The following is a 24,219-nucleotide window of genomic DNA, read 5'->3' as shown; positions in this document are numbered from 1 at the left end:
ATCGTTCCCATGCGGGAACGATCAGTTACCGGCCACCATCGGCGGCAATGTACCCAACAGGGAAACTGCCGCCACGGCCGCTATCCCCAGCAACCACTCCAGCATCACGCTGGTGCGCAGCGTCGACAGGCGTTGCTCGCAATGCTTGATTCTCAAGCGATTGAACAGCGCCAGGCCAAGCATGGCGCTGACCAACAGCACCTTGATCAACAGAATCAGCGCGAACCCTGACAGCAGCGGTGTCGGCCAGAAAGCCCCGGTCAACACCCGGACGTTGATCAGGCCGGTTACCAGCAAACCCGCCACCAGCCCATAACCGATCCCGCTGAAGCGTTGCAGTATCGGCTCGACAGCGTGGGTCGTCGGTCGCCGCAGAATCATCATCAGCAGCATGAGTCCGCCCAGCCAGGCACCGACGCAGGTCAGGTGAATCACTTGATTGAGGATCAGCAACTGGCCATTCAGGCCATCGAGCATCGCGCCATGACCGACAGGGGCGAGGGTCATCAGCAGCAGGCTGCTCAGGAGCATACGCAGCGCAAACGAGTTGCTCAGCGGGCTCAGCAGGCAGACCACCAACAGCCCGTTGAACAGCAAATGCCAACGCCAGACCTGCCCGAAGAAGGTGTTGCTCAACACCAGTTGCACGGTTGGCCAATCAAACGCCGCCGACAGCGAGCCGGCCATGCTGGCAGTGATCAACAGCAGCCAGCAAACCCCGCTGAACAAGGCGAACCCGGCGAGCAGCCGACTCAGCCCGGCGAGGCGTTGATCGAGTGTCGCGAGCGCTTGGGTCAGCGGTTCATGGCGCAACAGCAGGGGCCTGAACAGACAGGCCCCAAACAGCATCAGCACGACGGTGAAATGCAGGAAGCGGCCCAGGACCAGCGCGCTCGACATCGATTACTGACTCACCTTGAAGCTGTAGTCGCCAGCGCTTTTATGGGTGTCGACCGACACTGCATGCCATTCGACCTTGTAGTTACCGGCGCTCAGAGGGGCGGCGGGTGTGACGACCAGGGTCTTTTTGTCGGCGCTTTCGGTGGCGATGCTTTTCACGGCAACGGCTACGCCATCCTTGCTGATATCGACTTTGGTGAAACTGGCTTCAACCCCTTCGGAGAACACCAGGCGTAATTCGGCAGGTGCGGCAACGCTGCTGTCGGCGGCCGGCGTCGAGCTTTTCAGGTGGGCGTGAGCTAACACCGAGGAGGCGGTGAACAGCGAGCCGAGGAGGGCAGTCACAGTCAGGGCTTTTTTCAGCAACATCGGTCAGCACCTATCAGGCAAATTGGAAGGTGCGACAGTTTACCTATGCCTCGGACCCTGTACGACGTTTCGTTTCGCAGGTGGCGAATGCTAGTCTTGACCCATGCCGCTGTCAGGGAGCCCTTATGGGCAATCACAAGATCGAGATCCGTCGCAGTAACGTCGAGAAAATCCTCCTGGCCGCCGAGAAGGTCTTCGCCGAGAAAGGTTTTGGCAGCACCGCGATGGCCGACATCGCTAAGGAAGTGCAACTGCCGCGCTCCAATCTGCATTACTACTTCAGCACCAAGGCTGAGCTGTACAGCGCGGTGCTGTTCGATTTGCTGGAAGTCTGGAAGCAGGACGCGCTGTGCTTCGAGATGTTCGATGACCCGCGGGTGGTGCTCAGCAGTTACATCCGCGCCAAGATGAACCATTCCCGCAGCCGGCCTTACGGCTCGAAAGTCTGGGCCAATGAAATCATCCACGGTGCGCCGACATTGGGTGAGGCGCTGGACGCCAGCCTGTACGACTGGGCCAAGATGAAGGAAGCGAAAATTCGCCAATGGGTGGAGGACAAACGCATCCTGCCGGTGGAGCCTTCAAGCCTGCTGTACATGATCTGGGCCTCGACCCAGCATTACGCTGACTTCGATCACCAGATCAACATCCTCAACGACCATCAACCGCTGTCGGACATGCAGTTCGAGCGTGCGGTGCAGACGGTGACCAGCGTGATTTTGCGGGGGATCGGGTTGGAACCGTAGGATTGTCATCGCGGGCAAGCCTTGCTCCTACGGGTTTAGTGTCGATCACCTATTTGTGGCTCGACACAAATCCGTAGGAGCAAGGTTTGCCCGCGAAGGCGTCAGTTCAGGCGACGCGGATCTCAACCCGCGACATGATAGGGATTCCTCGGATCATGGTCCCAGTCCAGAAACGGTTTCCCGTTATCGACCGGCACCATCGCGATGCAGTCCTGCACTGGGCAAGTGATCTGGCACAGGTTGCAGCCCACGCACTCGTCATCGATCACTTCATATTTGTGGGTACCATCCGGCTGTTTCAGGCTGGCGATGGCCTGGTGCGAAGTGTCTTCACAAGCGATGTGGCAACGGCCGCAACCAATGCAGGCTTGCTGGTCGATCTTGGCGATCACCTGATAGTTGATGTCCAGGTACTTCCAGTCCGTGGTATTGCCCACCGCACGCCCGGAAAAATCCTGCACGCTTGAGTAGCCTTGGCTGTCCATCCAGCGGGACAATCCGTCCTTCATTTCCTCGACGATCCGAAAACCATGCAGCATCGCCGCCGTGCACACCTGCACCGCGCCACTGCCCAGCGCCATGAATTCGGCCGCGTCACGCCAACTGCCAATGCCGCCGATGCCACAAATGGGCAGGCCTTGGGTCTGCGGGTCGCGGGCGATTTCGGCGACCATGTTCAATGCAATCGGTTTGACCGCCGAACCGCAGTAACCGCCGTGGGTGCTTTGGCTGCCAACCATCGGATGCGCAACCATGCGATCCAGGTCGATGCTGGTGATCGAGTTGATGGTGTTGATCAGCGACACCGCATCGGCGCCACCACGGTGGGCCGCCCGGGCGGCGACACGGATGTCGGTGATGTTCGGCGTGAGTTTGACGATTACCGGCAGCGAGCAATAGGTCTTGCACCAGCGAGTGACTTGCTCGACGTATTCCGGCACCTGACCCACTGCCGCGCCCATGCCACGTTCCGGCATGCCGTGGGGGCAGCCGAAGTTCAGCTCGATACCATCGGCGCCCGTGGCTTCTACCAGCGGCAGGATGTTTTTCCACGACTCTTCGACGCAAGGCACCATCAGCGAAACGATCAGCGCACGATCCGGCCAGTCTTTTTTGACCTGGGTGATTTCCCGCAGATTGATTTCCAGCGAGCGGTCAGTGATCAGCTCAATGTTGTTGATGCCGATGACTTCGCGGTTGGCGCCAAAATGCGCGGAGTAACGCGACGAGACGTTGACCGCCGCCGGGTCTTCACCCAGGGTTTTCCAGACCACGCCACCCCAACCAGCCTCGAACGCACGGACCACGTTGTAAGCCTTGTCGGTAGGCGGCGCGGAGGCCAGCCAGAAGGGGTTGGGGGCTTTGATACCGGCAAAGACAATCGAGAGATCGGCCATTTACGCAGCCTCCACGTTGAGCATGAGTTGGGCATGGATCGCTTCAGCGGCGAGTTTGCCGTGCTGCACGGCCTGCACGGTGAGGTCCTGATCGAGACTGGTGCAATCGCCACCGGCATACACGCCGGGGATGCTGGTGCGCATCTGCTCATCCACCTGAATCCGCTCGCCCTGGCGTTTCAGCTCGCGGGCCAGCGGATCGCTCAGCGCGCAGTCGTCGAATTTTTGACCGATGGCTTTGAAGATCGCATCGGCGGCCAGCTCGAAGGTGTCCCCGGTGCTGATCAGTCGGCCATTTTCCATACGTGTGCGGGCGAAACGCATGCCGCGCACCTGGCCTTTATCGTTGAGCAAGACGTCCTGCGGTTGCGCCCAGGTCATCAGCCGTACCTGATTGGCCTTGGCAATGTCCTGCTCATGAGCGGTCGCGCCCATGTCCTCAAGGCCCCGGCGATACACCAGATTCACGTCGCGCGCACCGAGGCGGGCCATTTGCACGGCCATGTCGATTGCCGTGTTGCCGGCGCCGAGGACGATGCAATGATCGGCCAGCGGCATTTGGCTCAGGTCATCGGCCTGGCGCAGTTCGCGAATGTAATCGGTAGCGGCCAGCAACCCAGGGGCGTCTTCGTCAGCCAACCCCAGCTGTTTGCTGGCGGCCAGGCCAAGGCCGAGGAAAACCGCGTCAAACTGCTGATGCAATTCGCTGAGGCTCAGGTTCTCGCCGAGTTTTTGCCCGTGGCGGATTTCGATGCCGCCAATTTCCAGCAGGAAATCCAGTTCGCGCTGGGCAAAGTCATCCACCAGTTTGTATTTGGCGATCCCGTATTCGTTGAGGCCACCGGCCTTTTCCCGCGCCTCGAAAATCACCACCTCGTGACCATGCATGGCACTGCGGTGCGCACAGGACAAACCGGCAGGCCCGGCACCGACCACGGCAATTCGTTTGCCGGTGGCCGCTGCGCGTTGGAATGGGTGTTCGCTGAAGTGCGCGTTGTCGATGGCGTAGCGCTGTAACAGACCGATCAGCACCGGCGCGCATTCCTCGGCGTTGTTGCGCACGCAGGCGTGCTGGCAAAGGATTTCTGTCGGACAGACCCGGGCGCAACTGCCGCCCAGGATGTTCGCCGAGAGGATGGTTTGCGCAGCGCCCTGGACGTTCTCTTGATGGATGTTGCGAATGAACGACGGGATATCGATGTCGCTCGGGCACGCATTGACGCATGGCGCGTCATAGCAATACAGGCAGCGCGAGGCTTCCAGATGTGCCTGACGGTCGTTGAGCGGCGGCGCCAGATCGGTGAAATGGCCGGCGAGGGTGGCCGCATCCTCGGCGGGATGGGGCAAGTGGCTCAGAGTCTTGATCACGGTGTTGGCCTCACGGTTATTTGAGGTACTGCCTCTGATGGGCATTGTTTTTTGTACATGACGCAAATAGGTGGTTGGCAATGCCGCACCTGTGGCGAGGGAGCTTGCTCCCGCTCGGGTGCGTAGCGCCCGTAAACCAGACAACTCGTCACGCAGATAGGACGCAATCGACCGGTTTGGGAGCGCTTTACACTCCAGCGGGAGCAAGCTCCCTCGCCACAGGGGTAGCGTCAGCGTTTCACGGCAGTCGGCTTGTGCAACTCAGCGCGCTTGCTCAGCAAATCGAACACCGCCGGATACGCCGGGCGTTCGATGTAGCGCCCGGCACCGCGTTCGGCACGCAGGTCGCCATCGGCCCAGACCAGTCGACCCTGGCTGACGGTGTGGCTGGGTACGCCGCGCACGGTCTTGCCTTCAAAGATGTTGAAGTCGACGTTTTGGTGATGGGTCTTGGCGGAAATGGTCCGCGTACCTTGCGGGTCCCACAGCACAAGGTCGGCATCGGCGCCGACACGGATCGAGCCTTTGCGCGGGTAGAGGTTGAAGATTTTTGCGGTATTGGCAGAGGTCAGCGCAACGAAGTCCTGCATCGACAGGCGCCCGGTGTTGACCCCTTCATCCCACAGCACCGCCATGCGATCTTCGATGCCGGCCGTGCCGTTGGGGATTTTGCTGAAGTCATCACGGCCAGCGGCTTTCTGTTCGGCGCAGAAACAGCAGTGGTCAGTCGCGGTGGTGTGCAGGTTGCCCGATTGCAGGCCGTGCCAAAGTGCTTCCTGGTGGCCGCGCGGACGGAAGGGCGGGCTCATCACGTAACCGGCGGCGGTTTGCCAGTCCGGGTGCTGGTAGACGCTGTCATCCAGCAGCAGATGCCCGGCCAGCACTTCGCCGTAGACCGGTTGGCCTTTGCTGCGGGCGTAGGTGATTTCATCCAGCGCTTCCTTGGTCGAGACGTGGACCAGGTACAGCGGCGTGCCAAGCGTTTCTGCAATACGGATCGCCCGGCTCGCGGCTTCACCTTCAACCTGGGACGGCCGCGACAGCGGGTGCGCTTCAGGCCCGGTGATGCCCTGGGCCATCAACTTGCGTTGCAGGTGATAGACCAACTCGCCGTTTTCCGCGTGCACGGTCGGCACGGCACCGAGCTCCAGGCAGCGCTCGAAACTCGCGACCAGCGTGTCGTCGGCGGCCATGATCGCGTTTTTATACGCCATGAAATGCTTGAAGCTGTTGACCCCATGGTGGCTGACCAGCTCGGCCATTTCTTCGCGAACCTGTTCGCTCCACCAGGTGATGGCGACGTGAAAGCCATAGTCGGAGGCTGATTTTTCAGCCCAGCCACGCCACTGATGGAAAGCTTCCAGCAGCGATTGCTGCGGATTGGGAATCACGAAGTCGATGATCGACGTGGTGCCACCCGCCAGACCCGCCGCCGTGCCGCTGAAGAAGTCTTCGCTGGCCACGGTGCCCATGAAGGGCAATTGCATGTGCGTGTGCGGGTCGATGCCGCCGGGCATCAGGTATTGGCCGCTGCCGTCGAGCACTTCGCAGCCGGCGGGAGTATCGAGGTTGTTGCCGATGGCTTTGATCACGCCGTCGGCGCACAAGACATCGGCGCGATAACTTTCATCATGGGTAATAACGGTGGCGCCACGGATCAACAGAGACATTCCGAGTTCCTCGCAGGCTTGACTGGCTTATGCCGGTTCTAAGTGTTTTATATGTAGCAGGCTAAGGAAGTTGTATTCCTGTCAGCGCTGTCAGGAATAAACGCTAGCTGGAGATATAGGATTGGGCAAGAATATTTTTTATAAGCTTATATCGATATTAACTTATTGAAATTAAACGATTAAAAGTGCAAATCACCAAAATGGTGAGGTCTCTCACCATTTTGACGCACTTGACAGGATCGAAATATGGTCAAGATTTCCTATGTGAAATCAGCTATTTGAGGTGCGCCTGTGGCTGACAGAAAAAATACAAAATAAATGTAACGCACCAGATTGAGCCCTGACGGCTCGGACAACTTGCCCGGCATTTTGCCTGAGTGCCCGGACAAGTCTTCGCGGGCTTGATTGTTGTTTGAATAAAACTGATGAACATCAGTTGTTTACATGGATTTTACCGACGCGCAAAGGTCGTCAGCAAAGCCTCCGGCATGCTTATTGATTGCTGCCGCTGACACCTTGGCCGGTCGGTAAAAGTCGTAAGTTCTCCGGCCATCGTCCGGCTCGTGGTTTAACCGCAGGCCAGCCCGATGAGCAAAATAATCAAAAAAACAGTGGAGCGGCCATGCAACAGAACAGATCGCACGTCACCGAGCGCGAAGGGTTGTACGAACTGGACGCCGGCAGCGACGTCCTCGACAGTCCCCGGTACAACCACGACATTGCGCCGACCAAGGTGCACGAACGAACCTGGAACAAATGGCACATCACCGCGTTGTGGATCGGCATGTCGGTGTGCGTGCCGACCTACACCCTTGGCGGGGTGCTTACCGCGTACTTTGGCCTGAGCGTTGGCGAAGCGCTGCTGGCGATTCTGCTGGCCAACGTCATCGTGCTGATTCCACTGACCCTTAACGCCTTTGCGGGCACCAAGTACGGGATTCCGTTTCCGGTGTTGCTGCGTTCCTCGTTCGGGGTGATCGGTTCCAACGTGCCGTGCCTGATTCGCGCGCTGGTGGCCTGCGGCTGGTTCGGTATCCAGACGATGTTTGGCGGGCTGGCGATTCACCTGTTTCTCGGCTCGGTTTTCGAGGGCTGGAAATCCCTCGGGGGCACCGGCGAAGTGATCGGCTTCATGATGTTCTGGACGCTGAACCTGTGGGTGGTGCTGCGCGGTGCCGAGTCGATCAAATGGCTGGAAACGCTCTCGGCACCGCTGTTGGTGGCGGTGGGGCTGGGTCTGCTGGTCTGGGCCATGCCGAATGTGTCGCTGACCGAGTTGCTGGCCCAGCCGCCGAAACGTCCTGAAGGCGCCAGCGTGACCGGTTACTTCCTTGCCGGGCTGACCGCGATGGTCGGGTTCTGGGCGACCTTGTCGCTGAACATCCCGGACTTCAGCCGTTACGCCAAAAGCCAGAAAGACCAGATCCTCGGACAGATTTTCGGTTTGCCGCTGACCATGTTCCTGTTCGCCTCGCTCGGGGGGGTGATGACTGCCGCGTCGGCGAAACTGGTGGGTGTGACCGTGTCTGATCCGGTTAGTCTGATCGGGCATATCCAGAGCCCGGTGTGGGTGGCGTTCGCCATGGCGCTGATCATTATCGCGACGCTGTCGACCAACACCGCCGCCAACATCGTTTCGCCGACCAACGACTTCCAGAACCTTGCGCCCAAACTCATCAACCGTACCAAAGCGGTGATGTTGACCGGTCTGGTAGGGCTGGCGCTGATGGGCCACGAACTGCTGAAGAAGCTTGGGCTGATTGTCTCCAATGTCAGCCTGGAAACGGTCTATTCCAACTGGTTGCTCGGTTATTCGAGCCTGCTCGGGCCGATCGCCGGGATCATGGTGGTGGATTATTTCCTGATCAAGAAACAACAACTGGACCTTGCTGGCCTATACCGCGATGACGTGTACCCGGCGTGGAACTGGAACGGCTTCATCGCCTTCGGCGTGCCGGTGGTGTTGACCTTGCTGTCGCTGGGCAGCGATGCCTTCAGCTGGTTCTACAGCTACGGCTGGTTCACCGGCTCGGCCCTTGGTGGCCTGATGTATTACGGGTTGTGCACGATGCGTAGCAGCGACACGGCTGTGGCCGATACCTCGATATAGGAAAAGGGTGATCGTTCCCATGCTCTGCGTGGGAATGCAGCCGGGGACGTTCTGCGTCCCAAGAGCGTCCAGAGATGAATTCCCACGCAGAGCATGGGAACTATAAAAATCAGCCTGAAGGAGATCACCATGAACGCTGCCGTAGACGTTCTGCAGTCCAGCCATCAGCACATCGACCGTGACCGGCTCTGGCAGTCGCTCATGGAGCTGGCCAAACTCGGTGCCACGGTCAAGGGCGGCGTCTGTCGCCTGGCCCTGACCGACCTCGATCGCCAGGCCCGCGACATTTTTGTCAGGTGGTGCGAGGAGGCGGGCTGCACGGTGAGCATCGACGCCGTCGGCAACATCTTCGCCCGCCGCGCCGGACGCAATCCGCAACTGCCACCGGTGATGACCGGCAGCCACATCGACACCCAACCCACCGGCGGCAAGTTCGACGGCTGTTTTGGCGTACTGGCCGGGGTCGAAGTGCTGCGCACCCTCAACGACCTGGGCGTGGAAACCGAGGCGCCACTGGAAGTGGTGGTCTGGACCAATGAAGAGGGCTCGCGCTTCGCCCCGTGCATGATGGGCTCCGGGGTGTTTGCCGAAAAATTCACCCTTGAAGAAACCCTGGCCAAGACCGACGCCAGCGGCGTGACCGTGGGTGAGGCGCTGAACGCCATCGGCTATGCCGGTTCGCGCAAGGTCAGTGGCCACGCAGTCGGTGCCTACTTTGAGGCGCACATCGAGCAAGGGCCGATTCTGGAAGACGAGCGCAAGACTATCGGCGTGGTGATGGGCGCGTTGGGGCAGAAGTGGTTCGACCTGAAACTGCGCGGTGTCGAGGCCCACGCTGGACCGACGCCGATGCATTTGCGCAAGGATGCATTGGTCGGTGCCGCCGCAATCGTCGCCGCCGTGAACCGTACCGCTCTCGGTCATCAACCTCACGCCTGTGGCACTGTCGGATGTCTGCAAGCCTATCCGGGTTCACGTAACGTCATCCCCGGCGAAGTGCGCATGACCCTGGACTTCCGTCATCTTGAACCGGCCCGGCTGGATTCGATGATCGCGGAAGTGCGGCAGGTGATCGACAGCACCTGCGATGAGCACGGCCTGACTTATGAACTGACGCCAACTGCCGACTTCCCGCCGCTGTATTTCGACAAGGGCTGCGTCGAGGCTGTGCGCAGTGCGGCACAAGGTCTTGGGCTGTCGCACATGGACATCGTCAGCGGGGCGGGGCATGACGCGATCTTCCTCGCCGAGCTGGGGCCAGCCGGGATGATCTTCGTGCCGTGCGAGGGCGGCATCAGCCACAACGAAATCGAAAACGCCACACCGGATGACCTGGCGGCCGGTTGTGCGGTGTTGTTGCGGGCGATGCTGGCAGCTTCGGCGGCGATTGCCAGTGGTGAACTGGCGGCCTGAGGTCTCGCCGCGTATGGGGGGAGGGGTAAGACCTCTCCCCATTCGAGCACTTACTTAATATTCCATCGCTTTGTCACATTTACGTCATGTCCCTGTGAGATTCTGCGCGACCTGATTATCAGGTAACAACTGCAGCGGGGTGGACGCCCTGTTACGTAATGTGAATATGGATGTGGACATGTGATGTTGATTTACGGATTTGCATACGCCCTGGACTTGCCTTGCCCAAGTGAGCGACACCCCAGGCTGGCGGTAGACCTGTCATGAGGGTAGTGACCTCCGGTTCGGCCTATCTGGATATCGATGCTTATGCGTGCTGCATCGCTTATGCCGAATGGCTGAATCTTACCGGCGTCGATGCCAGGGCCGTGAGCAGCGCACAGCCCAACGCCAGTGTCTCGGCAACGGTGTTGGGGTGGAACAAACACTTTGATGATTACATCCCGCGAGCCGATGACGAGTTCGTGGTAATGGACGTGTCTGACTATCACTACTTCGACCCGATGGTGAAGCTCGATCGGGTGGTGGAGGTGATTGATCATCATCCTGGCTTCGAGGCCTATTGGGCCGAAACCTTGGGGCCGAATGCTGACATTCGGCCTATCGGCGCGGCAGCGACTCAGGTTTTCCAGCGCTGGGAAAGCTCGGGCTTGCTGCCTCACATCAGCGCACAGAGCGCGGCGTTGCTGGCTACGGCAATTCTGGATAACACCTTGTGTTTCACCGGATTGCGCAGCACTGATGAGGATCTCAGAGCCTTTGAGGTTCTGAGGCCGCTAGCGGGGTTGGCGTCTGATTGGCCTGAGCGTTACTTTCTCGAATGTCAGGCGGCGATTGAAGCCGACTTGCCGGTGGCTTTGGTCGCGGACCTGAAAATAATGCGGCCGCAGAGCAATTTGCCCCAGGTGTTTGCGCAGATGGCGGTTTGGAACGCCGAGGCTCTTGTACAACAGCACCGATCAGCGATGAGCCGATGGCTCAGTGCACAAGGGGATGACTGGATACTCAACATCATCAGCATCGGTGAGGCTAAAAGCTACTTACTGGTCGAACCCGTGGTCAGCCAACATAAGCTTAGCCGCCTATTACAGGTCGACTGTCAGCCAGGGCTGGTCGTTGTCGAGCCGCCACTGCTCAGAAAAGAGCTACTGTCGATGGGGCTCGCGCTCAACCGCTAAATGAAAACGCTTCTGCTCAAGACCAATCCGGGCGATCAGGCGGGGCCGCAACACATTCGCGGGCTCAACGACGGGTCTGCAGGACGTTGAAAATGAGCATGCCCGCCAGCATGGCAATCACAAATACCCAGGCTTGCCAGTGTCCGGTGGGCAGCAGCACCAGTGCCGGGCCCGGGCACATACCGGCAATGCCCCAGCCGACGCCGAACAGCAGACTGCCACCGATCAGGCGCCGATCCAGTTCACGGCTTACCGGCAGTTGCATGGGTAAGCCCAGCAGGGATGTTTTCTGTTTCATGGCCCAGTGAAACGGCACCCACGCCACGGCAATGGCGCCGATCATGACCAGGGCCAAGGAAGGGTCCCAAAGTCCGGCGATGTCCAGAAACCCCAGCACTTTGGCCGGGTTGGTCATGCCCGACAGTAACAGGCCGATGCCGAACAACAAGCCGGCAATAAACGCAGTCAGTTTTTTCATGTTCAATTTCCCAGCAGATGGCGCAAGACGAACACCGTCATAAAGCCGGTGGACATGAAGCACAGCGTGGCGATGATCGAGCGCGGAGAAAGCCGTGAAACACCGCATACGCCATGACCACTGGTGCAACCTGCGCCATAGCGGGTGCCGATGCCCACCAGCAGCCCTGCCACGATCAGGCCCAGGGCGCCGGTCTTGAACTCGATACCTGGCGGTCCCCAAAACAGCATCCACAACACAGGTGCCGCTAGCAATCCCAGGAGGAACAGGGCTTTTTCTCCCGAGGCCGAATCTCTGGGGCCCAGCAGGCTGCCCAGCAACCCGCTGATGCCTGCGATACGACCGCTGGCGACCACCCACAAACCGGCGGCGAGACCGATCAGCGCGCCTCCAGCCAACGCGGACCATGGGGTGAAGTGAAGCGAATCGAACGTCATGACAACTCTCCGGGTGGGTAACGGGCGGCACTTAACCACTCTTTTTACCTTGAGCATAGGTCCGTTTGTGCGGACCAAGGGGAGGCAACCAATCGGGTGTAGACGCCTGCAAGGTCTGCGGACTTCCAGTCCCGTTTTTGGCCGATGCGCTGCCTACAGCCACACGCGATGGCTTGTTATAGTTCTGGCCTTATTTTCAGCGCCAGCAAGGATCACTGCCATGTCCGAATACCAAGCCTTTCGCGTCGAACTGAGCGACAACATCGCCCATGTGCAGATCAACCGTCCAGAAAAGATCAACGCGATGAACGCGGTGTTCTGGACTGAAATCATCGAGATCTTCCAGTGGATCGACGACACCGATGAAGTCCGTGCGGTAGTGATCAGCGGCGCCGGCAAGCATTTCTCTTCGGGCATCGACCTGATGATGCTGGCTTCGGTGGCCAATGAAATGGGCAAGGACGCGGGTCGCAATGCGCGCCTGTTGCGGCGTAAGATTCTGGCGTTGCAAGCGTCGTTCAACGCTGTCGATAATTGCCGTAAACCGGTGCTGGCGGCGATTCAGGGCTATTGCCTGGGCGGAGCCATCGATTTGATTTCTGCCTGTGACATGCGTTACGCGGCAGAAGACGCACAATTCTCGATCAAGGAAATCGACATGGGCATGGCCGCCGATGTCGGCACTTTGCAACGCTTGCCGCGGATCATCGGTGACGGCATGCTGCGCGAACTGGCATACACTGGTCGCACCTTCGGCGCAGAAGAGGCGCGCAGCATCGGCTTGGTCAACCGGGTCTACCCGGACACGACCAGCCTGCTGGACGGGGTGATGGGCATTGCCCGTGAAATTGCTGCCAAATCGCCGATTGCGATTGCCGGGACCAAAGAGATGATCAGCTACATGCGCGATCACAGCATCAACGATGGCCTGGAATACATCGCTACCTGGAACGCCGCGATGCTGCAATCCACAGACCTGCGGGTCGCCATGGCGGCGTCGATGAGCAAGCAGAAACCCGAATTTCTGGACTGAGCACACATGACTTCACGCTGGACCACTGCAGTACTCGACACCGACTTGCCCGGCGGCTGGGCCGTGGCCCGCAGCCCCGAAGGTTTTTTGTTCGACGATAATGGCGCGCTGTTTCCGCGGGAATGGCTGAAACGACAGGACCTGTCGATTCTCGCCGAACACGGCATCGGTCATCTCGACGGTGAGCCGGTGTATTTGCTCGAGCTCAAGGCTCACAGCGAGGTGCCGGGCTGTAACTGGAAAGGCCTGCGGGCGTTCATGCTCGATGGCGATCACACCGTCTATAAAGTGCTGGGTTATGCCGCGCAAGTCGGCACCTGGGCGCGCGAGCACCGGTTTTGCGGCAACTGTGGCCAGCGCATGACGCAGATTCCGCGTGAGCGGGCGATGTACTGCGAACCCTGTGATTTGCGCTTTTATCCGCGGATTTCACCGAGCATGATCGTGTTGATCACCCGCGGTGACGAAATCCTGCTGGCGCGCTCGCCGCGCTTTGTTCCGGGGGTCTACAGCACCCTGGCGGGTTTTGCCGAGCCGGGTGAGTCGGCCGAGGATTGCCTTATTCGTGAAGTGCGCGAAGAGGTGCAGATCGAGGTCAGGAACATCCAGTACCTGGGCAGCCAGTGCTGGCCGTTCCCGCATTCGATGATGCTTGGGTTTCATGCCGAATACGCCAGTGGCGAGATTGTGCCGCAAGCCGACGAGATCGAAGACGCCCAGTGGTTCAACATTCATGCGCTGCCGCCGTTGCCGGCGGGGCGCTCGATTGCCCGCTACCTGATCGACATTTATGTGGCGCGACGCTTAGGTCATGCTGAACCAGTGTTGCCAGGCTAGACGCACGGTCAAGCCCAGCACCACGGTGATGAATACCGGGCGAATGAACTTCGCCCCACCGCTGATGGCGGTGCGTGCCCCAAAGAACGCGCCGACCATCACCGACAGGCCCATGCTCAGGCCGATGATCCAGTCCACTTGCCCGGAAAAGATGAACACCGACAGCGCCGCGATGTTGCTGACGAAGTTCATGCTGCGCGCCACACCGCTGGCCTTGACCAGATCGATGGGGTAAAGCAGCAGGCTGCTCACGGTCCAGAACGCGCCGGTGCCGGGACCGGCCACGCCATCGTAGAAGCCGAGGCTGAAACCCTGGCTCGACTGCCACTTCTTCTTGATCGGCGCGTTGCTGTCCAACGGTGCTTTCGGCGTGCCGCCAAACAGCAGATACACGCCACAGGCGAAGACGATCACCGGGAGCATCTTGTTCAACCATTCAGCCGGCAGGTAGTGCGCAACGGTTGCGCCGGTCAGTGCGCCGACCAGGGTTCCGATAATCGCGTGTACCCACTGCCGCGGGTGGAATAGCTTGCGTCGGTAGAAGGTGAAGCTGGCGGTGGCCGAGCCGAAGGTTGAGCTGAGTTTGTTGGTACCCAGCACCAGGTGCGGCGGCAAACCGGCAGTGAGCAACGCCGGGGTGGTCAGCAGACCGCCACCGCCGGCAATCGCATCGATGAAACCGGCAATGAACGCGACGATGGCCAAAATGGCCAGAGTGGTGAGGTCTACGCTGAGTTCGAAAGGCATGAGGTCGACTTATTCGGCGGGGCAGAGGGCAAGGCGGGGCGCCATCTTACCCATAACCGCCGCCCCCTGCGACCGCCCTAATACCCGGCATGATCGTTCCCACGCAGCATGGGAACGATCAACAACCGGGTTACAAGCCCAGGTCAGACAGGCCCGGATGATCATCCGGGCGCCGGCCCAGCGGCCAGTGAAACTTGCGCTCGCTTTCCTTGATTGGCATGTCGTTGATGCAGGCGTAACGGTTGGACATCAACCCCTGCTCATCGAACTCCCAGTTTTCATTGCCATACGAGCGATACCAGTTGCCCGAATCGTCGTGCCATTCATAGGCGTAACGCACAGCGATACGGTTACCGGTGAAAGCCCAGAGTTCCTTGATCAGCCGGTAATCCAGTTCCTTGGCCCACTTGCGGGTCAGAAAAGCCTTGGCTTCTTCGCGGTTGTTGGCGAACTCGGCGCGGTTACGCCATTTGGTGTCCAGAGTGTAGGCCAGGGATACCCGTTGTGGATCGCGGGAGTTCCAGCCGTCTTCGGCCAGGCGAATCTTTTCAATGGCTGACTCGCGCGTGAATGGTGGAAGTGGCGGACGAACTTCGGCATTAGATGACATTTAAAGTCTCCAGGGAAAGTGAGTGTCAAAACAGCCAGTTGATCTTGCTTGAACAGTTACAGGTCCAATAACTTTCGCGCCATGCATTGCGCATTATCGGCGGCACTGTGATCGCCCATGACAAGTGCAACGGTAATGGCGCCATCGATCAGGATCAGCAGCTGTTTGGCCAGCGCTTTCGGGTCGTGTACGCCATGTTCGGTACAGAGCTCGCACACGTAGTCGAGCAGTTTCTGTTTGTGTTCCTTCGCCACCACGCGCACCGGGTCTTGCGGGTCGCCGGTTTCGCCGCTGGTGTTGATAAAGGCACAGCCGCGAAAGCCTTCGCTGGCGAACCAGCCCTTGAGCACGGTGAACAGGTTGAGAAGTCGCTCGGCCGAGGTCGGGGCCTTGTTCACTTCGTTTTTGAACCAGTTCATCCAGCGCACGTCGCGCCGCTGCAAGGCCGCGACAGTCAGTTCCTCCTTGTTGGCAAAGTAGCGGTAAATACTTTTTCTGGAGACACCGGCGGTTTTCACCAGGAGATCCATGCCCGTGGCAGCAATACCACTTTTATAGATCAACTTTTCGGTGACATCCAGAATGATGTCGCGTGTGTCGTTGCGAGTGATTTCGTTCATGCGGCAAAGAGTAGAACGATCATTCTTCTTGGTCAACTCGCTATTCAATAATTTATTGTGGCGAGGGGGCTTGCCCCCGTTGGACCGCGAAGCGGGCCTGAAAAATACTGGAAGCGGCAAATGGAAAACCACATTTTCGGCACTTTCGGCGACTATGCAGTCCACGGGGGCAAGCCCCTTCGCCACACATGGTGTAAGCTCGTGCGTTCTTCGGATTCGACCTTTTGCGAGCCCTATGCCGTCGCTTTTCAAACGCTCTCTACTGCCCAAGCTGCGCAGTTTTCCGCTGACCGCCGATGCGGTCTCCATTCTTTCTGGTGCTGCCGAGTTCCGTCGTTGCCTGCTGGAGAAAATTGCCCAGGCGACACAGCGCATCTACATCGTCGCGCTTTACCTGCAGCACGACGAAGCGGGACAGGAAATCCTCGATGCCTTGCACGCCGCCAAAGCTGCGCGCCCGGAACTGGACGTGGTGGTGGTGGTTGACTGGCTACGGGCGCAGCGCGGTTTGATCGGTGCCGGCAAACAACCGGGCAATTCGGCGTGGTATCAGCAGCAGACTCGCGAACACGCCAGCGAAGTGCCGGTGTATGGCGTGCCGGTGCAAACCCGGGAACTGTTCGGTGTGTTGCACCTTAAAGGCTTCGTGATCGATGACTGCGTGATCTACAGCGGCGCCAGCCTGAATAACGTCTATCTGCATAAATTCGACAAATACCGTTACGACCGTTATCACGTGCTGCGCAACCGGGCACTGGCCGATTCCATGCAGCACCTGGTGCAGCACGGGTTGATCGCCTCTAAAGCCGTGCATCGTCTTGACGTGCCAAACCTGCCAACCACCCGCAGTCTGCGTAGCGACATCGGTGACCTGCGCAGTCGACTCAAGCACGCGGTGTATGACACCACGGCGGGTACGCTGGACAAGGGTGGTCTGACAGTCAGTCCGCTGCTCGGGGTCGGTAAAAACAACCCGTTGAGCCGGGTGATCTGTGAGTTGATTGCAAGCGCCCAGCATCAGCTGACTATTTGCACACCGTATTTCAACCTGCCGTTGCCGGTGACCCGTGAAATCAATCGGGCGCTGGCACGCGGGGTGAAGATCGACATCATTGTCGGCGACAAGACTGCCAACGACTTCTACATTCCGCCGAGCGAGCCGTTCAAGGTCATTGCCGCGTTACCGTACCTCTATGAAATCAGCCTGCGACGCTTCGCCAAGCGGCATCAGCGGGTGATCGACAGCGGTCAGTTGAACCTGCATCTGTGGCGCGACGGTGACAACACCTATCACCTCAAAGGCATGTGGGTCGACGAACGCTACACCTTGTTGACCGGCAACAACCTCAACCCGCGTGCCTTCCGCCTGGACCTGGAAAACGCTTTGCTGATCGACGACCCGAAAGGTGAGTTGCAGGAACCCCGTCGCAGTGAGCTGGCGGAAATTTTCCACAACACCCGCCGCATCGAGCGCTATCAGCAGCTGGAAACCTTGCTTGAATACCCGCCGGCAGTGAGCAAGTTTCTGCGTCGGGTCAGCCGGGTACGGATTGAGCGCTTGCTCTATCGCATCCTGTAGCCAAAAACACAAAAGCCCCGTCACATGGACGGGGCTTTGTTTGACGCTCGCAGCTTGAAGCTTAAGGCTACTTAGAACACCACGCCCTGGCTACGCAGGTAGTCATCGTAGGTGCCGCTGAAGTCGATCACGCCGCTTGGGCTCAGCTCGATGATTCGAGTGGCCAGCGACGATACGAACTCGCGGTCGTGGCTGACGAAGATCAGCGTGCCCGGGTAGTTTTCCAGCGCCAGGTTCAGCGCTTCGATGGATTCCATGTCCAAGTGGTTGGTCGGTTCGTCCATCACCAGCACGTTCGGCTTTTGCAGGATCAGCTTGCCGAACAGCATGCGACCTTGCTCACCACCGGAGATGACCTTGACCGACTTGAGGATCTCGTCGTTGGAGAACAGCATCCGGCCCAGGGTGCCACGGACCAGTTGCTCGCCACCTTGAGTCCAGCGACCCATCCAGTCGAACAGGTTGGATTCATCTTCGAAATCCGAAGCGTGGTCCTGTGCGTAGTAGCCGATTTCTGCGGCGTCGGTCCATTTCACGCTACCGGCATCCGGGCTCAATTCATTGACCAGGGTACGCAGCAGAGTGGTTTTACCGATACCGTTCGGGCCGATGATCGCCACGCGTTCGCCTGCTTCAACGTTGAAGCTGAAGTCCTTGAACAGGGTCTTGCCATCGAAGCCCTTGGCCATGCGCTCGACGATGACCGCCTGGCGATGGAGCTTCTTGTTCTGTTCGAAACGGATGAACGGGCTGACGCGGCTCGAAGGCTTGACCTCGGCCAGCTGGATCTTGTCGATCTGCTTGGCGCGGGAAGTAGCCTGCTTGGCTTTCGAGGCGTTGGCCGAGAAGCGGCTGACGAACGATTGCAGTTCCGAGATTTGTGCTTTCTTCTTGGCGTTGTCCGAGAGCAGTTGCTCGCGGGACTGGGTCGCCACGGTCATGTACTCGTCATAGTTGCCCGGGAACAGGCGCAGCTCGCCGTAGTCCAGGTCGGCCATGTGGGTGCAGACACTGTTCAGGAAGTGTCTATCGTGGGAGATGATGATCATCAGGCTGCTGCGCTGGGTCAGAATGTTTTCCAGCCAGCGGATGGTGTTGATGTCCAGGTGGTTGGTCGGTTCGTCGAGCAGCAGCACTTCCGGATCGGAGAACAGTGCCTGAGCCAGCAGAACGCGGAGTTTCCAGCCTGGCGAAACTTCGCTCATCGGGCCGAAATGTTGCTCGATGCCGATACCCAGGCCCAGCAGCAGTTCACCGGCGCGCGATTCGGCGGTGTAACCGTCCATCTCGGCGAATTCGGTTTCAAGCTCGGCGACGGCCATGCCGTCCTCTTCGGTCATTTCCGGCAGCGAGTAGATGCGGTCGCGCTCGGCCTTGACCTTCCACAGCTCTTCGTGACCCATGATCACGGTGTCGATAACGCTGAATTCTTCGTAGGCGAACTGGTCCTGGCGCAACTTACCCAGACGTACGTTCGGCTCGAGCATGACCTGACCGCCGGACGGATCAAGGTCGCCACCGAGGATTTTCATGAAGGTCGACTTGCCGCAACCGTTGGCGCCGATCAGGCCATAGCGGTTACCCGCACCAAATTTGACCGAAACGTTCTCGAACAACGGCTTGGCGCCGAACTGCATCGTGATATTTGCTGTGGAGATCAAAGAGCTTACCTATCAATAACTTAGCTGAGGCTGGGTTCTGCTGATACCGATTTGATACCAATTTTCAGTTTTTCCAGCTCGCTCCAATCGGAGCTTGAGTTTATCCAGCGGGCATAGGTCGACAGCAACATCTGCACGCTATGGCCGAGCTGCTGTGATATGAATGCGGGGTTCATGCCAGACATTATGCATATTGTCGCATACGTATGACGACAGTTATATGGCGGGCGGTAGCGGATACCCAGCTTTTCCAGGGCGGGGCGCCACTGATGGTGTAGGTCTGAGGTTTGTTTGATGTACTCGCTCATCTTGGACGGAGGAAAGACATAAGGCAGCTCTGTAAGAGCACCAGCACCTTTTAGCCGGCGATCCGCATATTTTTGAGCGAAGTCGAGCGCATGTAACGCTCGCTCATTGAGCAGAACGAAACGATCCTTCTTCGTTTTTGTGCGCTCTTTGATCTCCCGCTCAGCGCTGGCCCTGCAGATATGGACCTGGCGGTTCGGGATGTCGACAGCATCCCAGCGAAGAGCAATCGCCTCTTGTAACCGCAAGCCGGTGAAGAATGCGAACTCGAAAAACGCCGCAAAAATACTGCTTGGCCAATGTTCGACCTGGTAAAGGTGATCAACGATCAGATTGGCTTCGGCAAGGGTGAAGGGGTCGGGCTCCTTTTTCTTACGCTTTGGCACGTCCAGCAGCTCAGCCGGATTTTTGGCGATCAGCCCCTCTTTTACTGCCGCCTCCAGAATCGTCCGCAGTCGCACCAGCGCATTGCGCTTCACGTCCGGTGAAAACCATTCGATATCGCCGATGATCCGGCGTAGGCTCATGGTTGTAATCATATCGAGCCTAGTCAGTGCCAGATAAGGCATCCAGTAGAGGTTAAGCGCGCCCTTGTAGTTGATGCGCGTGCCTGCCTCGATCTCCCTCCCGTCCAGCCACAACTGGGCGTATTCCCCGAAAGACACTACCCCTCCAGCGGATGCTACTGAGCCAGGAAAAAGCTCGGCGTACTTCGCGTCATCCATCAGTCCTAACTTGATCAAGCCAATTACTTGATCTCTAAGTTGGGATGCAGCTTTAATCCCTTTCTGCGTCGTGGGATAGGCGAGCGTTTCGCTCCGTCGCTCACCGTTCCAGGTGAAGCGAATTCGGAGTGATTTGCGGAAAATTTCCACTCCGGTGGGTAAATCCATTGGTTCTCGAGCCATTCGTCATACTTCCGTCTGCTGTAAATAATCCGGCTGTTGATCTTGTTCCAGACCCCAAGAGGGATCTGTCCGCGACCGCGTTTCGCTTCAAGGGCGCGCTTTGTGATTCCGAGTAGCTCGGCCATCTTTTCCTCGGGGACTTTGTCTTCGTATTCCTGGGCAAGGTTTTCTGCTGCACCCATGATGTTTTCCTCTACCCCGTTTTGGGGTGGTAATGGTTCTCCATGCCGCGCGTGGCGGCAGAAGGTGGGGAGGGTTACGCCGAGCGTTTGCCGTCGGCATCCAGGCTGTAGTAGTTGCGGCAGTTGCAGCGCGGGCAGACCAAGTCACGCATGCCGCTGATTGTGGCATTCGGCATGCTTGTGCGGTCGCTGTGCAGGTGCTTGTTTCGGCAGCGGGTGCATTGGACTTTCTGTTCTTTGGGCATGAGTGTTCCTCGCCCGCCGTTCACCGGCAGGCTGGTAGGTGGAAGAGGGGTTAGAGCAGTGCGCCTTGGCTTAGCGCGACTTCAGGGATGTTGTAGGTCCAGCGTGGTGGCGAATTGTGCGACTCGATGCGGCTGCGCATCACGGAAGCTCGAGCCTCCTTGGTCGGCGGTGAGTACGTCCCGCGCCAAGCCTGATCGATGCCTATGTTCCGGCCAATGTTCGTGCTGTCGGCGCTGGAGAGCGGAAGGTGGCCAAAGATTGCCGGGTCAAGCATCCGTAAGCCGTGAAGCTTGCACATGGGACGGCCGTCATCGTCGCAAACTACCCGCATGGCTTTTCCCATTTGAACCCACCAAGCGGCGCTGCCCGGTTGCGAGTAATCGCCTGAGCTGCCGATGCAAACTCTTGGCCATTCGCTGGCTAAACGCTCTAGTCGTTCTAGGCTTTCATGCATGTGCCAAACCGGAGCGCCAAACCATCGAGGCAGTGGCCAGTCTTCGAGTAATGCGTCGTTGGCCTTCTCGTCACCGTCAATCACGTCGGGTATCACGGCGAAGTCGCATGCTGGAATCAACTTCGCGTCCGCTGCCCAGCGGTAGAAGGGTTGCCAGTCGGTGATGGGTTTTCCTTGTTTCCAGGCAGAAAACGCGCCGTTGTCGATGGCAAACGACTGGCAAACCTGCGCCGCCAGTGCGAGTTGCCGAGGATCGCTAAAACTCACAAAGGCGTGGCCGCCACCGATTGCCGCGGCTGCCGCTGTCTCTGGGGTGATCGGCAAGCCGTGGTAATGAATCATCCGCTGAGCCTCACTGTTTCGATCTCGACGCCCTGGTGCGTGGCGATGAGGGTTTGATCGCCGCCAATGTCCTCAGCCAGACGATCGGCGATCTGTTCGTGCCAGCCTTCTTTGATAATCGCTGTAGCCGCCTTGATGTGTTCGACCCAGATCATCTTTGGCGAGCGCACTTCCAGTCGGTAGATGATCAATTCACCATCTGACGGGCAGACGGCTGCGAAGGTGTGCCGGTAGGTATTCATCATCGTGGCCCCGTGTAGATGAGCCAGGCCATATAGGCGAGGGCGATCATGGCGTCACCAGTTCGTCAGGAACTTCGAAGAAGTTGAGCTGACCTTTCAGCCGCACGAACGGTAAAGGCTTCGGGTCGCGCAGAAGGAACCCCACCGACCCCATATACCAAGGGGAAAGACAATTGCCCACGCTGTCCACCAGCTCAACTGAGCCGATGATGCCGCCGCGCTGTAGCTCGTTGAATGGAGGGATCTTTACGCCGCACTCAAGGTCAGCAAAAACCGCTGCGTCGGCGTACTCCTGCTGGATCATACCCTTGGCCGCGTGCACCAAGAGCCTGCCCCGGTACTTCGTGTGCCAGCTTCGGTTCTCGACGTCCTTGCCGCCGTGGATGATCATCCAAGCCCAGGGCTGGCGGATAGACAATGTTTTCATTTCGTCACTCCGTCCCGGCAAGCCAGGTTGGTTCGGTTGCTGCTGCCAGCCACTCACGCAGGTTGCCAATGATCTTGGTGCGGTCATCTTCATTGCACCACGGCTTGTCGAGCTCTTCCTCGCTGACCAGTTCAACGTCCCAAGCTGCATAGTTGATCGGCTCATCACCGTTCGTGTTTGCCAGTACAGCAATGGAGCCGGCTTCGTCGTAGGCGGCGACAAAATCGCAATCGCCGACGGCATAGCACTTCAGTACGTTTTCTTCAGGCATGACTGTTCCTTTGCCGCTATAGCGGCTGACTTTGAAAGGGGAGGGAGTTACTGTGGTCTAGTTGCAGTGCTGCTTCAGCCTGATATATTCGGTGTGAGCATAATTGCTGAAGCTTCTAATGGAGAGCGCGATCTATGAAAGAAGAGTATGAAAGAGTGCTGCGAGATTGTCGGCTTGGTATAAAAGCTTTTCAGAACTTTAATGCGTCGGTGATGGGGCTTGATCGAATGTTAAAGCTGGAGGGGGAAGAAGATCATGTCATACTTCCCTCTTTGTTTTATTGGTCGGTGATTAGGTATGCAAAACCTTTTCTAACTTCTGATTTTGATGGTTCAAAATTTACTTATCCGAGCAGGCAGCTAAAGAAAGTAGAAGGCTATTCTGAGGGTATGCATAATCACCTGATTTTGGTTAGAAATAAACTTGTTGCTCATGACGATTTTCATGAGGTGCTCCCAAAAATACTAACGTTTTTTATGAGGCATGAAGAGGAAAAATTTAACATTCCTTGCTCTATAACGGTGTCTAATAAGATTGTCTCATTTCCTCGGAGTAGTGAAACGCTATCTTCGATGTGTTGTCATGTTCAAGCTTGTTTAAAAGGTGCGCATGAAAAGATCATAGTTGATATGGGGCGCCTTAGATCAATGATGCTAGAAAACCAGGAGTTAGCCATGGAGTTGGCTCGTTATACCCAAGATTATGGAGGGGTAAAATCTGATAGTGACGGAAATTTTGTCAAACCATCTCCACTCAATGATCCTTGGTTAGATGTTTCTGTACCTGATTATTCAGTGCTTCACGACGGATATCAATATGAGGAGGCAAGGATGAGTCAAGAGTACAATGGACCTGAAACACTAATTACTCCATCGGGGAATAATTTTTTTTACCATATATTTCCATCTGAGACCAATTGATATACAGGCTGATAAGTCGGGGTGGTTTGTATCGTCTGATAGGCCATTCATTGGCCCGCTGAGGTAGATGCGCCTCATGCGGCCACCTGCTGTCGCTCCTGGCGCAGTGCCTGTTGCACCGCCTCGACAGCGCGGTGCAGATAGGTGAGCTGATAGTTCTCCTCGACCGCTTTGTCACCTACCGGGTAGTGCCACTCCTCGCCGAACAGCTCGGTGAGGATCTTGTCGTGGTGTCATGTCTCGTTGGGCGTCTCGATGCTGCGCAGAGCATCGATGTCATGCCAAAGCTCGCAGGCTTCACCTTTGCTCAGCTCGCCCAGATCCCAGTCGTGGCGCCCGGTCTGCTGCCGACGGCGCTGGACGATGCACTTCTTCGCCAGGGTGTGCAGCGCGTCACCGCTGAAGACAGTGGAACTGATACTGCGATCCAAGCAGTTCAGGACGTAGTCCCAACCGCAGTCGGCGACGAACTCTGCGACGGTGCGCGGCCCCATTCCGCCCCAGTAAGCGTTCCAACTCTTGTCCCAGCAGTTGATCGTGATCTTGCCCTGGGCGGTCTGGTAGTTCGGATTGGACTCGGTTGGGCAGTCGCGACGCCCGAAGTCCTCGAGGAATACGGTGATCGGGTCGAGCCGCAGCGCACCTGTGATCACCAGCTTCGTGACTGTCGAGCGCTCGACCTTCAACGGCTCGGCCGGTTTGTTTTCTGTGGGCATGGGGACTCCTCGCTGATGTAGCGTGAGGGTTAGAAGTGGGCTATTAATTGAT

At 58.1% G+C, this 24,219-nt stretch carries 27 protein-coding genes; 8 read left to right on the top strand and 19 right to left on the bottom strand.

The genetic code is table 11. From position 1 onward, the window contains the following. Positions 1-21: 21 nt before the first annotated feature. Both copD and copC read right to left on the bottom strand, forming a co-directional pair. A complete protein-coding gene (copD, locus tag AO353_RS26595) occupies positions 22-900 on the bottom strand; it encodes a copper homeostasis membrane protein CopD (protein WP_054597656.1) in 879 nt (292 codons plus the stop codon). A gap of 3 nt (positions 901-903) precedes the next feature. After that, complete coding sequence (gene copC / locus AO353_RS26590) at positions 904-1,269, bottom strand: copper homeostasis periplasmic binding protein CopC (protein ID WP_054597655.1); 366 nt, start codon at positions 1,267-1,269, stop codon at positions 904-906. A gap of 125 nt (positions 1,270-1,394) precedes the next feature. Here copC and AO353_RS26585 point away from each other — a divergent pair, with 125 nt between their 5' ends. Further along, a complete protein-coding gene (locus tag AO353_RS26585) occupies positions 1,395-2,015 on the top strand; it encodes a TetR/AcrR family transcriptional regulator (protein ID WP_054597654.1) in 621 nt (206 codons plus the stop codon). A 122-nt stretch (positions 2,016-2,137) separates the two neighbouring features. Here the strand turns inward: AO353_RS26585 and preA are convergent, their stop codons facing one another. From preA to hydA, 3 genes are all read right to left on the bottom strand, one after another. Next, positions 2,138-3,412, bottom strand: a complete 1,275-nt coding sequence (gene preA / locus AO353_RS26580; RefSeq protein WP_054597653.1) for an NAD-dependent dihydropyrimidine dehydrogenase subunit PreA — start codon at positions 3,410-3,412, stop codon at positions 2,138-2,140. Beyond that, complete coding sequence (locus AO353_RS26575; protein ID WP_054598348.1) at positions 3,413-4,780, bottom strand: NAD(P)-dependent oxidoreductase; 1,368 nt, start codon at positions 4,778-4,780, stop codon at positions 3,413-3,415. It lies immediately after the preceding gene. 230 nt (positions 4,781-5,010) lie between these two features. Continuing rightward, positions 5,011-6,450 carry a dihydropyrimidinase gene (hydA, locus tag AO353_RS26570; protein ID WP_054597652.1) on the bottom strand — a complete coding sequence of 480 codons (1,440 nt, stop codon included), beginning with the start codon at positions 6,448-6,450 and terminating at the stop codon, positions 5,011-5,013. Positions 6,451-7,072: 622 nt separating this feature from the next. Here hydA and AO353_RS26565 point away from each other — a divergent pair. From AO353_RS26565 to AO353_RS26555, 3 genes are all read left to right on the top strand, one after another. Then, positions 7,073-8,560: an NCS1 family nucleobase:cation symporter-1 gene (locus AO353_RS26565; protein ID WP_054597651.1), complete on the top strand. Its 1,488-nt coding sequence runs from the start codon at positions 7,073-7,075 to the stop codon at positions 8,558-8,560. Between the two features lie 129 nt (positions 8,561-8,689). Then, positions 8,690-9,973, top strand: coding sequence for a Zn-dependent hydrolase (locus tag AO353_RS26560; protein ID WP_054597650.1), 1,284 nt, complete (start codon positions 8,690-8,692; stop codon positions 9,971-9,973). 263 nt (positions 9,974-10,236) lie between these two features. After that, complete coding sequence (locus AO353_RS26555; protein ID WP_054597649.1) at positions 10,237-11,151, top strand: DHH family phosphoesterase; 915 nt, start codon at positions 10,237-10,239, stop codon at positions 11,149-11,151. Between the two features lie 64 nt (positions 11,152-11,215). Here AO353_RS26555 and AO353_RS26550 read toward each other — a convergent pair whose 3' ends face one another. Together AO353_RS26550 and AO353_RS26545 are read right to left on the bottom strand one after the other, a co-directional pair. Next, positions 11,216-11,629, bottom strand: a complete 414-nt coding sequence (locus AO353_RS26550; protein ID WP_054597648.1) for a DUF6691 family protein — start codon at positions 11,627-11,629, stop codon at positions 11,216-11,218. A gap of 2 nt (positions 11,630-11,631) precedes the next feature. Further along, the gene (locus AO353_RS26545) at positions 11,632-12,066 is read right to left on the bottom strand and encodes a YeeE/YedE family protein (protein ID WP_054597647.1); all 435 of its coding nucleotides are present in this window, start codon (positions 12,064-12,066) and stop codon (positions 11,632-11,634) included. Positions 12,067-12,286: 220 nt separating this feature from the next. Here AO353_RS26545 and AO353_RS26540 point away from each other — a divergent pair, with 220 nt between their 5' ends. Further along, positions 12,287-13,099: a crotonase/enoyl-CoA hydratase family protein gene (locus AO353_RS26540; RefSeq protein ID WP_054597646.1), complete on the top strand. Its 813-nt coding sequence runs from the start codon at positions 12,287-12,289 to the stop codon at positions 13,097-13,099. Between the two features lie 6 nt (positions 13,100-13,105). Beyond that, entirely contained in the window at positions 13,106-13,936 is an 831-nt protein-coding gene (gene nudC / locus AO353_RS26535) for an NAD(+) diphosphatase (RefSeq protein WP_054597645.1), read from the top strand. Here nudC and AO353_RS26530 read toward each other — a convergent pair. From AO353_RS26530 to AO353_RS26520, 3 genes are all read right to left on the bottom strand, one after another. Then, entirely contained in the window at positions 13,904-14,683 is a 780-nt protein-coding gene (locus AO353_RS26530; protein WP_054597644.1) for a TSUP family transporter, read from the bottom strand. The genes nudC and AO353_RS26530 overlap by 33 nt on opposite strands. A 130-nt stretch (positions 14,684-14,813) precedes the next feature. Next, positions 14,814-15,293: a DUF1348 family protein gene (locus tag AO353_RS26525; protein ID WP_054597643.1), complete on the bottom strand. Its 480-nt coding sequence runs from the start codon at positions 15,291-15,293 to the stop codon at positions 14,814-14,816. A 56-nt stretch (positions 15,294-15,349) separates the two neighbouring features. Then, complete coding sequence (locus AO353_RS26520) at positions 15,350-15,913, bottom strand: TetR/AcrR family transcriptional regulator (RefSeq protein WP_054597642.1); 564 nt, start codon at positions 15,911-15,913, stop codon at positions 15,350-15,352. A 235-nt stretch (positions 15,914-16,148) separates the two neighbouring features. Here AO353_RS26520 and pssA point away from each other — a divergent pair, with 235 nt between their 5' ends. Beyond that, positions 16,149-17,492 (top strand): CDP-diacylglycerol--serine O-phosphatidyltransferase, encoded by a 1,344-nt coding sequence (pssA, locus tag AO353_RS26515; RefSeq protein ID WP_054597641.1) that lies wholly within the window; start codon positions 16,149-16,151, stop codon positions 17,490-17,492. 71 nt (positions 17,493-17,563) lie between these two features. Here the strand turns inward: pssA and AO353_RS26510 are convergent, their stop codons facing one another. The 8 genes from AO353_RS26510 to AO353_RS26485 form a co-directional block, all read right to left on the bottom strand. After that, on the bottom strand, positions 17,564-19,153 hold the full coding sequence (locus AO353_RS26510; RefSeq protein WP_081013829.1) for an ABC-F family ATPase: 1,590 nt from the start codon (positions 19,151-19,153) through the stop codon (positions 17,564-17,566). Between the two features lie 20 nt (positions 19,154-19,173). Beyond that, on the bottom strand, positions 19,174-20,307 hold the full coding sequence (locus AO353_RS26505) for a tyrosine-type recombinase/integrase (RefSeq protein WP_237143009.1): 1,134 nt from the start codon (positions 20,305-20,307) through the stop codon (positions 19,174-19,176). Next, on the bottom strand, positions 20,208-20,549 hold the full coding sequence (locus AO353_RS31740; protein ID WP_237142939.1) for a hypothetical protein: 342 nt from the start codon (positions 20,547-20,549) through the stop codon (positions 20,208-20,210). Before AO353_RS31740 ends, AO353_RS26505 begins: the two co-directional genes overlap by 100 nt. A 74-nt stretch (positions 20,550-20,623) precedes the next feature. Beyond that, positions 20,624-20,794, bottom strand: a complete 171-nt coding sequence (locus AO353_RS31430) for a hypothetical protein (protein WP_173859999.1) — start codon at positions 20,792-20,794, stop codon at positions 20,624-20,626. A gap of 50 nt (positions 20,795-20,844) precedes the next feature. Beyond that, complete coding sequence (locus AO353_RS26500; protein ID WP_054597638.1) at positions 20,845-21,591, bottom strand: hypothetical protein; 747 nt, start codon at positions 21,589-21,591, stop codon at positions 20,845-20,847. Beyond that, positions 21,588-21,836 (bottom strand): hypothetical protein, encoded by a 249-nt coding sequence (locus AO353_RS26495; RefSeq protein ID WP_237142938.1) that lies wholly within the window; start codon positions 21,834-21,836, stop codon positions 21,588-21,590. The genes AO353_RS26500 and AO353_RS26495 overlap by 4 nt, the downstream gene beginning before the upstream one ends. 43 nt (positions 21,837-21,879) lie before the next feature. Next, a complete protein-coding gene (locus AO353_RS26490; RefSeq protein ID WP_054597637.1) occupies positions 21,880-22,260 on the bottom strand; it encodes an ASCH domain-containing protein in 381 nt (126 codons plus the stop codon). A 4-nt stretch (positions 22,261-22,264) separates the two neighbouring features. Next, positions 22,265-22,531: a hypothetical protein gene (locus AO353_RS26485; RefSeq protein ID WP_054597636.1), complete on the bottom strand. Its 267-nt coding sequence runs from the start codon at positions 22,529-22,531 to the stop codon at positions 22,265-22,267. A gap of 134 nt (positions 22,532-22,665) precedes the next feature. Between AO353_RS26485 and AO353_RS31160 the strand changes: the two genes are divergently transcribed. Next, entirely contained in the window at positions 22,666-23,451 is a 786-nt protein-coding gene (locus AO353_RS31160; RefSeq protein WP_146016079.1) for a hypothetical protein, read from the top strand. Between the two features lie 233 nt (positions 23,452-23,684). Here AO353_RS31160 and AO353_RS26480 read toward each other — a convergent pair whose 3' ends face one another. Next, on the bottom strand, positions 23,685-24,167 hold the full coding sequence (locus AO353_RS26480) for a hypothetical protein (protein ID WP_237142937.1): 483 nt from the start codon (positions 24,165-24,167) through the stop codon (positions 23,685-23,687). Between the last annotated feature and the right edge of the window lie 52 nt (positions 24,168-24,219).

This window comes from Pseudomonas fluorescens, assembly GCF_001307155.1.
In the GTDB taxonomy this organism is placed as follows: Bacteria; Pseudomonadota; Gammaproteobacteria; order Pseudomonadales; family Pseudomonadaceae; genus Aquipseudomonas; species Aquipseudomonas helvetica.
The sequence above is the reverse complement of the archived record's forward strand: the minus strand, read 5'-3'. Positions and strand labels throughout refer to the sequence as shown.